At 59.0% G+C, this 9,561-nt stretch carries 10 protein-coding genes and 1 pseudogene; 8 read left to right on the top strand and 3 right to left on the bottom strand.

Annotation, left to right across the window (positions count from 1 at the left end; translation table 11 throughout):
• Positions 1 to 273, top strand: a pseudogene (locus tag NIT7645_RS01075) (hypothetical protein); the annotation flags it as partial.
• Between the two features lie 220 nt (positions 274 to 493).
• Here the strand turns inward: NIT7645_RS01075 and NIT7645_RS01070 are convergent.
• Positions 494 to 2,794 (bottom strand): adenosylcobalamin-dependent ribonucleoside-diphosphate reductase, encoded by a 2,301-nt coding sequence (locus NIT7645_RS01070; RefSeq protein ID WP_008561663.1) that lies wholly within the window; start codon positions 2,792 to 2,794, stop codon positions 494 to 496.
• Positions 2,795 to 2,971: 177 nt separating this feature from the next.
• Here NIT7645_RS01070 and NIT7645_RS01065 point away from each other — a divergent pair, with 177 nt between their 5' ends.
• Entirely contained in the window at positions 2,972 to 3,403 is a 432-nt protein-coding gene (locus NIT7645_RS01065) for a DUF1489 family protein (RefSeq protein WP_037302698.1), read from the top strand.
• 121 nt (positions 3,404 to 3,524) lie between these two features.
• Here the strand turns inward: NIT7645_RS01065 and NIT7645_RS01060 are convergent, their stop codons facing one another.
• Both NIT7645_RS01060 and NIT7645_RS01055 read right to left on the bottom strand, forming a co-directional pair.
• Positions 3,525 to 3,842 (bottom strand): DUF1244 domain-containing protein, encoded by a 318-nt coding sequence (locus tag NIT7645_RS01060; protein WP_008561405.1) that lies wholly within the window; start codon positions 3,840 to 3,842, stop codon positions 3,525 to 3,527.
• A 122-nt stretch (positions 3,843 to 3,964) separates the two neighbouring features.
• Complete coding sequence (locus tag NIT7645_RS01055; RefSeq protein WP_037302699.1) at positions 3,965 to 4,702, bottom strand: N-formylglutamate amidohydrolase; 738 nt, start codon at positions 4,700 to 4,702, stop codon at positions 3,965 to 3,967.
• 120 nt (positions 4,703 to 4,822) lie between these two features.
• Between NIT7645_RS01055 and pyk the strand changes: the two genes are divergently transcribed.
• The 6 genes from pyk to NIT7645_RS01025 all read left to right on the top strand — a co-directional run bounded on the left by pyk (position 4,823) and on the right by NIT7645_RS01025 (position 9,555).
• Positions 4,823 to 6,268: a pyruvate kinase gene (gene pyk / locus NIT7645_RS01050; RefSeq protein ID WP_037302701.1), complete on the top strand. Its 1,446-nt coding sequence runs from the start codon at positions 4,823 to 4,825 to the stop codon at positions 6,266 to 6,268.
• 36 nt (positions 6,269 to 6,304) lie between these two features.
• Entirely contained in the window at positions 6,305 to 6,526 is a 222-nt protein-coding gene (locus NIT7645_RS01045) for a hypothetical protein (protein WP_008562350.1), read from the top strand.
• Positions 6,527 to 6,703: 177 nt separating this feature from the next.
• Positions 6,704 to 6,904 (top strand): 50S ribosomal protein L35, encoded by a 201-nt coding sequence (rpmI, locus tag NIT7645_RS01040; RefSeq protein ID WP_008560811.1) that lies wholly within the window; start codon positions 6,704 to 6,706, stop codon positions 6,902 to 6,904.
• Positions 6,905 to 6,919: 15 nt separating this feature from the next.
• Positions 6,920 to 7,285, top strand: a complete 366-nt coding sequence (rplT, locus tag NIT7645_RS01035) for a 50S ribosomal protein L20 (RefSeq protein WP_008559944.1) — start codon at positions 6,920 to 6,922, stop codon at positions 7,283 to 7,285.
• Between the two features lie 231 nt (positions 7,286 to 7,516).
• Entirely contained in the window at positions 7,517 to 8,590 is a 1,074-nt protein-coding gene (pheS, locus tag NIT7645_RS01030) for a phenylalanine--tRNA ligase subunit alpha (protein ID WP_008562877.1), read from the top strand.
• Positions 8,591 to 8,736: 146 nt separating this feature from the next.
• Positions 8,737 to 9,555, top strand: coding sequence for a CE1 family esterase (locus tag NIT7645_RS01025; RefSeq protein ID WP_037302703.1), 819 nt, complete (start codon positions 8,737 to 8,739; stop codon positions 9,553 to 9,555).
• Positions 9,556 to 9,561 lie beyond the last annotated feature (6 nt).

Here is a 9,561-nt window from a genome sequence, read left to right as displayed (position 1 = left end):
GCTACCCCACTGGATTCAAACAGTGAATCCATCTCACCATTTGTGCAACAAAGCCAGTTCAAGGGACAAAGCATGGTCGTTTCCGTTTTTGAAGCCCTTCAATCCGACCCAAAGCGCTTGCTACCGACAGACACGTTCAAAAAGTATGAAGCAGAAGGCGATGGCCTGAGGGTGATATGTGACTTTGTAGCAGGCATGACCGACGCCTATTTGTTGAAAACTTATGAGCGATTGTTCGCTCCTCGGCTTGGATCGGTGTTTGATAAACTCTGAAGCAACGCTTCAACTATCTGAGTTTAGCTGAGCCTTGCGAGGCTACGAAGACTTGATGTGAAGCCACTCAACTCATCACGACACATCCCAAAAAATAGAGAGCCACCGCCCCTTTGAGGGCGGTGGCAAACTTTTAGTGGTCAAAATTGCAGTTTAAGCTGGTCAAATTTCAAACTGATGCGAGCTTTCACACGACAGTGCACCTGATTGTCCCGAAGGATCAGCCGCATTTGGAGTGGCCGCAGCTGCGGCAGGTCATGCAGCCTTCGACCATTTGCATGTCGAACTGACCACAGCTCGGGCAGGGTTTGCCGCGCGGTGTGTTCAGGGAGACAACGGCTGCTTTGGGGTCCGATTTCAGACCCATCCCTTCGCCTTCAAGGAAGCCCGTCGCCACCATGTGGGTTTCGATCACGCCACCAATCGCGGCCAGGATGGAGGGGATGTATTTACCCTGCACCCAAGCACCACCACGGGGATCAAAGACCGCTTTCAGCTCTTCGACCACGAAGGAGACATCGCCACCGCGGCGGAACACGGCGGAAATCATCCGTGTGAGGGCCAGCGTCCAAGCGTAGTGCTCCATGTTCTTGGAGTTGATGAACACCTCGAAGGGACGACGATGACCATTGATGATGATGTCGTTGATGGTGAGGTAAATCGCGTGTTCGCTGTCGGGCCACTTCAGTTTGTAGGTATGACCTTCCAGCGACTGGGGACGATCCAGCGGCTCTGACATGTACACGACCTCGGCCGCACCGGTTTCGCTGACATCTGCCTCATGCGGGGCATCGGCGGTTTCACCAGGTGCAGTGTCCGCGCTTTCGCTCACGGAAAGGACAGATCCGGTCACGTCGTTCGGGCGGTAGGTGGTGCAGCCTTTGCAGCCAAGATCCCAGGCCTGCATGTAGACATCCTTGAAGCTGTCAAAGGAAATGTCTTCGGGGCAGTTGATGGTCTTGGAGATCGACGAGTCGATCCATTTCTGTGCGGCTGCCTGCATTTTGACATGCTCTGCCGGGGTCAGCGTCTGCGCGTTCACGAAGTAGTCGGGCAGCTCAGCATCCGCGCCGAATTTCTCGCGGTACATCTGCACTGCGTAGTCGACGACTTCTTCCTCGGTGCGGCTGCCGTCTTTTTGCAGGACCTTGCGGGTGTAGGCGTAGGCAAAGACCGGTTCGATGCCGGACGACACGTTGCCTGCATACAGGGAAATCGTGCCGGTGGGTGCGATGGAGGTCAGCAGCGCGTTGCGGATCCCGTGTTCGCGGATGGCGTCGCGCACGTCCTCGTCCATGTTCATCATGTTGCCGGACGCCAGATAGGCTTCGGCATCAAACAATGGGAACGCCCCTTTTTCCTTGGCGAGCTCCACCGACGCCAGATAGGCCGCGCGGGCGATCGCGTGCAGCCACTCCTCGGTCTGACGCGCGGCTTCGTCCGAACCATAACGCAGGCCAAGCATCAGCAGCGCATCCGCCAGACCCGTCACCCCAAGACCGATACGGCGCTTGTTCTGCGCTTCCTGCGCTTGGGCTTCGAGTGGGAATTTGGACACGTCAACAACATTGTCCATCATCCGCACGGCGGTGGCGACCAGCTCTTTCAGGCCTTCCGGGTCCAGCTCGGACTCTTTCTCGAACGGGTTCTTGACCAGACGCGCCAGGTTGATGGAGCCCAGAAGACACGCGCCATACGGGGGCAGGGGCTGTTCGCCACAAGGGTTGGTGGCTGCGATCTGTTCCACGTAGGACAGGTTGTTGGCCTTGTTGATGCGATCGATAAAGATCACGCCCGGTTCGGCATAATCATAGGTCGCCTGCATGATCTTGTTCCACAGGTCACGCGCCTGCACGGTCTGATAGACCTTGCCGTCAAAGATCAGCTCCCAGGAGCCATCCGCCTTCACGGCTTCCATGAAGGGGTCGGTGACCAGAACAGACATGTTGAACATGCGCAGGCGGGCGGGATCGGATTTTGCGGTGATGAAGGCTTCGATATCGGGGTGATCGCAGCGCATTGTCGCCATCATCGCACCGCGGCGGGAGCCTGCGGACATGATGGTGCGGCACATGGCGTCCCAGACATCCATAAAGGACAAGGGGCCGGAGGCGTCAGCGGCGACGCCCTTCACATCTGCGCCACGCGGGCGGATGGTAGAGAAGTCATAGCCGATTCCGCCGCCTTGCTGCATGGTCAGCGCGGCCTCTTTCAGCATGTCGAAGATGCCCGACATGCTGTCCGGCACTGTGCCCATGACGAAACAGTTGAACAGCGTGACCTGACGCGCGGTTCCGGCACCTGCGGTAATGCGGCCTGCGGGCAGATATTTGAAGTCTTCCAACGCGTTGAAGAACGTCTCTTCCCAGGCGTCCTGGTCTTTTTCAGCCCGTGCCAGATCGCGCGCGATACGGCGCCAGCTGTCCTCGACCGTCTGGTCGATGGGGGTTCCGTCCGCCTGCTTGAAGCGGTATTTCATGTCCCAGATCTGTTCGGCAATCGGGGCGGCAAAACGGCTCATCTGTCGAATCCCTCGTGTCTTGAGTGGCGGCCTGACTACACCAGGGCCGACCGGATCCTCAACGCGTTTTCCGCGCCGAGATCGAATTTTTTCGTCACTCTACCACAAGACCTTGTCGTCGGGCTAGTTCGACCTACAATATAAGGTTGAAGATCTGGACGACTCTGTGGATGCATTGTGGATAAGTATATCAACCTCGTGAAGCTTTCTGTTGGCACAGAAACAGTTGAAGGGCTGGAGGCCTGGCAGGCGGAGTACCGCAAGCAACTGCCCGAAGGTCTGCCGCGCCACGTGACACGCATGTGGCCCAAGCGTGAGGCCGAGATTTTGAATGGTGGGTCGATCTATTGGGTGATCAAGGGGCAAATCCAGTGCCGCCAGCGGATTTTGCGTCTTGATGAGGTGATCGGTGGTGACGGTGTGCGTCGCTGCGCCATTGTTCTGGAGCCTGAAATCATCCGCACTCAGGTCGCGCTGCGCCGTCCGTTTCAGGGCTGGCGCTATCTCAAAGTCGAGGACACTCCGCCAGATCTGCCAAAGGGAAGAGAGGCCGAAAAGCCACTGCCGCCAGAGCTCTCGCAGGCCCTGGCCGAGATCGGGGTAATCTGAACGCAACAGGTGCAGGCTGGAGCTGCGCGTTTTGCGCAATGAAATCTGCTAACCTGACGCGGACAAGAAAGGCGCCGTCTGATCCTCAGATCGGCGCCTCTGTTTTTTGTGGGGCTATTGGTCAGCCGTTTTGCTTGCCCACGTTTTCCTCAAAGGCGACCTGGAAAGCGGCTTGTTTCTCGGCGGAGGCCTCGGTCTGATAATTCGCCTTCCACTCGTCCATGGTCATTCCGTAAAAGATCTCGCGTGCTTCGGCTTTGCCCATGTCGATGCCGCGTTCGTTTGCGGCTTCCTGATACCAGCGAGACAGGCAGTTCCGGCAAAAGCCCGTGAGGTTCATCATGTCGATGTTCTGCACATCGGTGCGGTCTTCCATCAGATGCTTGCGCAGGCGGCGAAAAGCGGCGGCTTCGAGTTCGATTTGGGTCTGGCTGTCCATGTGTTCTGCTCCCTGACTAATGTTGTGCCATGCCTAGCAGGCCGGCCATCCGGCAGCAATTGTGCCGCCCCGGTCACCCCTGCGACTGCAGGCTGCTGCGACCTTTGTGATCTGAGGTGGGGCTAGAGCCCCGAATTTTCCAGTGCGCGCGGCAGGATGTCTGCCAATCGTTCGGCCCAGGCCTCTTGCTGGTGGGCGTCCTCGATCAGATCATTGCGCAACTCGATCAACGTGTTCGGATAGCCATTGGTGGTTGCATGTTTGTCGATGCTGTCACCCGGCAGATAGCCAGTGTAGGGTTCATTGATCCCGACGCAGAGGTCGCGGTCCTGTTGCAGCTCTTGGATGATATGGGGCGACAGGGGTTCGTCCTCCGGCGCGAGAATGCCGATTTGCCAGGGGCGGGGCGCACGACCACGCAGCTGCGGCGTAAAGGAATGGACTGACACCAATATGGGGTCAGGGCGGTTCAGCAATCCGGCCAGCGCAGTGTGGTAAGGGGTGTAACATGCCTCCATCCGGGCCGCACGCTCGGCTGCATCGGCGTGGCGGTTTGCCGGAATGATCGAACCGTCGTACAGTTTCATAAGGAGGGTCGGATCATCCGCACCACGGTTGGGGTCGATCACCAGTCGCGAGAAATTGGAGGCAACCACTGGTGCATTCAGCAGCCGCGCCAGATGGCGTGCTACGCCGTATGCTCCGATGTCATAGGCAATGTGACGGTTCATGTCCTCCGACGGCAGGCCCAGATCTCCGCCGTTCACGAAAGGGGGCACGAAATTGGTGGCATGGTCGCAGCTGATCACCCAGCGCGCAGGGCGCTCAGCGCCTTCCAAGAAAAAGGGTAAATATGTCATCAGTCCGTCGCGTTTTGGTGATGAATGTTTAGGGGAGTTGCGGTGAAATGGGAATTAGGCGATAAGCGCCGCAGCAAATGTTTGCGATAACAGTTTCTGACGACGAAGAGGATGACCCCCATGAGAAGAACGCGCAATGTTAAGATCGTTGCCACCTTGGGGCCGGCATCGGAGACATACGAGACCATTCGTGCCCTGCACGAGGCAGGCGCCGATGTGTTCCGTTTGAACATGTCGCACGGCAGCCATGAGGAAATCGCGGAAAAGCACCGGATTATCCGCAAGGTCGAAGCCGATCTCGACAGCTCCATTGCAATCCTCGCGGATCTTCAGGGTCCGAAACTGCGCGTTGGAGTTTTTGCCAACGGGTTCGAAGAGCTGGTGGAAGGCGCGAAATTCCGTCTCGACCTCGACACGGCAGAGGGTGATCTGAACCGCGTCTGTCTGCCCCATCCTGAGATTTTTGAGGCGCTGGAACCCGGCGCGCATCTTCTGGTCAACGACGGCAAGATCCGCCTTCGCGTGGAAACCTGCGGTGAGGATTTTGCAAATTGCGTCGTGACCACTGGTGGCACCATTTCCAACCGCAAGGGCGTGAATGTCCCCGATGTGGTCCTGCCGCTCGCCGCGCTGTCCGACAAGGATCGCAAAGATCTGGAATTCGTCTGCGGCTTGGGCGTCGACTGGCTGGCACTGTCGTTTGTGCAGCGCGCCAAAGACGTGTTTGAGGCCCGTGGCCTGGCGGATGGTCGTGCGGCTGTTCTGTCCAAGATCGAAAAACCGGCAGCGGTCGACAACTTCGAAGAGATCCTGGACGCATCCGACGGGATCATGGTTGCCCGCGGCGACTTGGGTGTCGAGCTGCCCGTATCGGCAGTTCCACCAATCCAGAAGCGGCTGGTGCGTCGTTGCCGGGCTGCAGCAAAACCTGTGATCGTGGCCACCCAGATGTTGGAAAGCATGATCGAAAGCCCGATGCCGACCCGCGCGGAAGTGTCGGATGTGGCGACTGCGATCTATGAAGGTGCGGACGCCATCATGCTGTCGGCGGAATCTGCCGCGGGCCAATACCCGATCGAAGCGGTCCAGACGATGGACAATGTTGCGACCGAGGTTGAGGTCGATCCGACCTACGTGCAGATCATCGCAGCATCGCGTTCTGCCAAAGGGGATACGGTTGCCGATGCCATTGTGGCGGCTGCTCGCGAGATCGCTGAAAAGACCGAGATCAAGGCGATTTGCTGCTACACCCAAAGCGGCACCACTGCGCTTTTGACCGCGCGCGAACGTCCTGGTGTGCCTATCATTGCGCTCACTCCGCTGGCGCGTACTGCTCGACGTCTCGCACTGAGCTGGGGGTGCAACTGTGTCGTGACCACCGATCAGGATCGCTTTAAGGGGGCTGTTGTCGGTGCGGCCCGCGCCGCCCGTTCCGGTGGCTTTGCGGGAGAGACTGACCAGATCGTCGTGACCGCGGGCGTGCCGTTCAACGTACCCGGAACCACCAACATTCTGCGGGTGGCTCCCTGTGACGAACGTTTGATCTACAGCACCGATCCGGAGTAAGCTGCCCTAAGGCTTTCTGATGAAAGGGGGCAGGTGATGGATACGGATCTGGCATTGGTTCTTGGACTTGTGCTCGGGTTTCTTGCGATCCCCTCTCTTGTCTCTGCAGCAAGTGACCGCCGCACCCCACGGGTGTCGGCGGTTTTTCTTTTGCTTGCCCTTGGGCTTGTGATTTATGCGTTTAGTGCCAAGCCTGGCGGCTATCAGCTGGATGATATCCCCCAAGCCATTTTCAGGGTTATTGGGCGGTTTACCTGAATTGGACCTGCCATTCGCAAGTTGACAGCCCGAAACAGGGCGTCTTGCGGCATTTCCGGACAGAATCTGCTTGCCCTTGGTGGCGGGCTTGCGTAAACGGCAGCCCTGTTCGCGTGGCCGGCCCGATGTGGCATGCCGAGTCGCGCATACACCGAACCCGCATTGAAGGAGACGGAAATGCCCAAAATGAAGACAAAGTCGAGCGCCAAGAAGCGCTTCAAAGTGACCGCGACCGGTAAGGTTCTCGCAGGTCAGGCCGGCAAGCGCCACGGCATGATCAAGCGTCACAAGAAGTTCATCCGCGACGCTCGCGGCACCACCACCCTGTCCGCACCGGACGCAAAGATCGTCAAGGGCTTCATGCCCTACGACCGCTAAGAGGAGATCTGAGATATGTCCCGCGTAAAAGGTGGTACCACAACTCACGCCCGCCACAAGAAGGTCATCAAGGCAGCTAAAGGTTACTACGGCCGCCGCAAGAACACCTTCAAGGTTGCCCGTCAGGCCGTCGACAAGGCGAACCAGTACGCAACCCGTGACCGTAAGAACCGTAAGCGCAATTTCCGCGCGCTGTGGATCCAGCGTATCAACGCTGCTGTCCGTGCGCACGACGAAGCGCTGACATACTCCCGCTTCATCAACGGCCTGAACCTGGCCGGTATCGAAGTGGACCGTAAGGTTCTGGCCGACCTGGCCGTGCACGAGCCCGAAGCATTCGGTGCAATCGTGAAGCAGGCACAGGACGCTCTGGCTGCATAAGCCCAGCATCGCCAAAGTTTCCGGACGGGCCGCTCAATCGAGCGGCCCGTTTTCGTTTGCCAGTTTCGTCTGCCAGAGGGATCACCGTGCCAAATGCCTGCCATCTGCCTGGTCGTACGCGCGCGGCGCGGGGGACGCGGTTGGTGCCGGAATGTCACGCAGGTGCGGCAAACGCTTGCTTTCAGATGCTGCTGTGGTAGCAGAGCCTAAGCTCAAATTCAGGGGACCGTCATGGACGATCTTAAAGCAAAATATCTGGGTCAGATTGCAGACGCCGCCGACGAATCCGCGCTGGAGACCATCCGGGTCGCCGCAGTGGGCAAGAAGGGCGAGGTCGCGCTGAAAATGCGTGAGCTTGGCAAGATGACACCGGAAGAGCGTCAGGTTGCAGGCCCGGCGCTGAATGCGTTGAAAGATGAAATCAACTCTGCACTTGCGGCCAAGAAGGCAGCGCTTGCAGATGCCGCGCTGGATGCGCGTCTGCGGACCGAATGGCTGGATGTGACCCTGCCGTCGCGTCCGACCCGCACGGGGACGCTGCACCCGATCAGCCAGGCCAGCGAAGAGCTGACGGCGATCTTTGCCGAAATGGGGTTCTCGGTCGCGGAAGGCCCGCGCATCGATACCGATTGGTACAACTTCGATGCCCTGAACATCCCCGGCCACCACCCGGCTCGCGCCGAAATGGATACGTTCTATATGCACCGAGCCGAGGGTGACAATCGCCCGCCGCATGTGTTGCGCACGCATACCTCGCCGGTCCAGATCCGCTCTATGGAAAAGATGGGCGCACCGCTGCGCATCATCTGCCCGGGCGGTGTGTATCGCGCGGACTACGACCAGACCCATACGCCGATGTTCCATCAGGTGGAGGGCCTCGCGCTCGACAAGAACATTTCCATGGCGAACCTGAAGTGGGTGCTGGAAGAGTTTGTGAAGTCCTTCTTTGAGGTCGACGAGGTCGAACTGCGGTTCCGCGCTTCGCATTTCCCCTTCACCGAACCCTCGGCAGAGGTGGATATTCGCTGCTCCTGGAAAGATGGTACGCTGAAGATCGGCGAAGGCGACGACTGGCTTGAAATCCTCGGGTCCGGCATGGTCCATCCAAAGGTGATTGCGGCTGGCGGGATCGATCCGGAGGTCTATCAGGGTTTTGCCTTTGGCATTGGTATCGACCGTCTGGCGATGCTGAAATATGGCATCCCCGATCTGCGGGCGTTCTTTGACAGCGACCTGCGCTGGCTGCGCCACTACGGTTTCCAGTGCCTCGACGTGCCCACGCTGCATGGCGGTTTGAGCCGCTAAGCCAAAGGCATAGTCAAAAACACCAGCGCCCGCCTGTTTCAGGTGGGCGTTTTGCATTTTGGTCCAGCGGCGACGTGCGCTGGATCACCACTTGGCCCACAAACATGTGACGTGACAGGGCGGAGGGCTTGGCTAGTGTCAGGGGCATGATGCGTTTTGTACTGACTGTTGCCGTGGCTCTGGCGGCCACATCTGGGCTGGCGATGGGGCCGTGGAAAGGCAATGCCGCCCCGTGTGAGGGGGATGTCGCCTGCGAACTGGGGGAGCGTTCTTACCACGTGATGACGCCTGATGGCTGGGATGGCGAAACACTGTTGCCGGTGCTTTTGCATTTTCATGGCTGGTCCCGCACCGGTGTCCATGCCCAGCGGTCTGAGCGCGTCGGCGCCTCGGCTCGGCGGCGTGGTGTTTTGCTGGTGACGCCAAACGGCCGCGGCAAAAGCTGGAACTTCTGGAATGACAGCACAGAGGATGTCCCCTTTACCGATGCGGTCCTTGCGGATGTCGCGCAGCGGTTTCCTGTTGATCCGGAGCGAATTTATGTGTCGGGCTATTCCTATGGATCCGCGATGGCCTGGCGCTATGTCTGCCAAAGCGGGAGCGACGTCGCCGCGTTGCTGGCAGTCGCGGGCAGCATCGACCAGCGCGAAGCCTGCCCTGAGGCCCCGCAAGAGGTGCGTCATGTGCATGGGTTGGCGGATACAGTCATGGATTTTCCGATGGGGCCGGGGGGTGATGTGACTTACCCGGTTGCGCTCTGGCGGCGGGCATTTGACTGCAATGGCGAGGGCAGGGCAGAAGGTGAGTGGCAGGCCCGCAGTTTTCTGACCTTTTCCCGCACTGGCTGGAGTTGCGCGGGGAAGGACGTGATACTTGACCTGCATCCGGGCGGGCATTTCATTCCACATGGTTGGATTGGTCGGCAGCTGGATGAGCTTTTGGGTCTCACCCCGAGTTATCCTTAGGCCCGG

It is taken from the genome of Phaeobacter italicus, from assembly GCF_001258055.1.
Taxonomy (GTDB): Bacteria; Pseudomonadota; Alphaproteobacteria; order Rhodobacterales; family Rhodobacteraceae; genus Phaeobacter; species Phaeobacter italicus.
The sequence above is the reverse complement of the archived record's forward strand: the minus strand, read 5'-3'. Positions and strand labels throughout refer to the sequence as shown.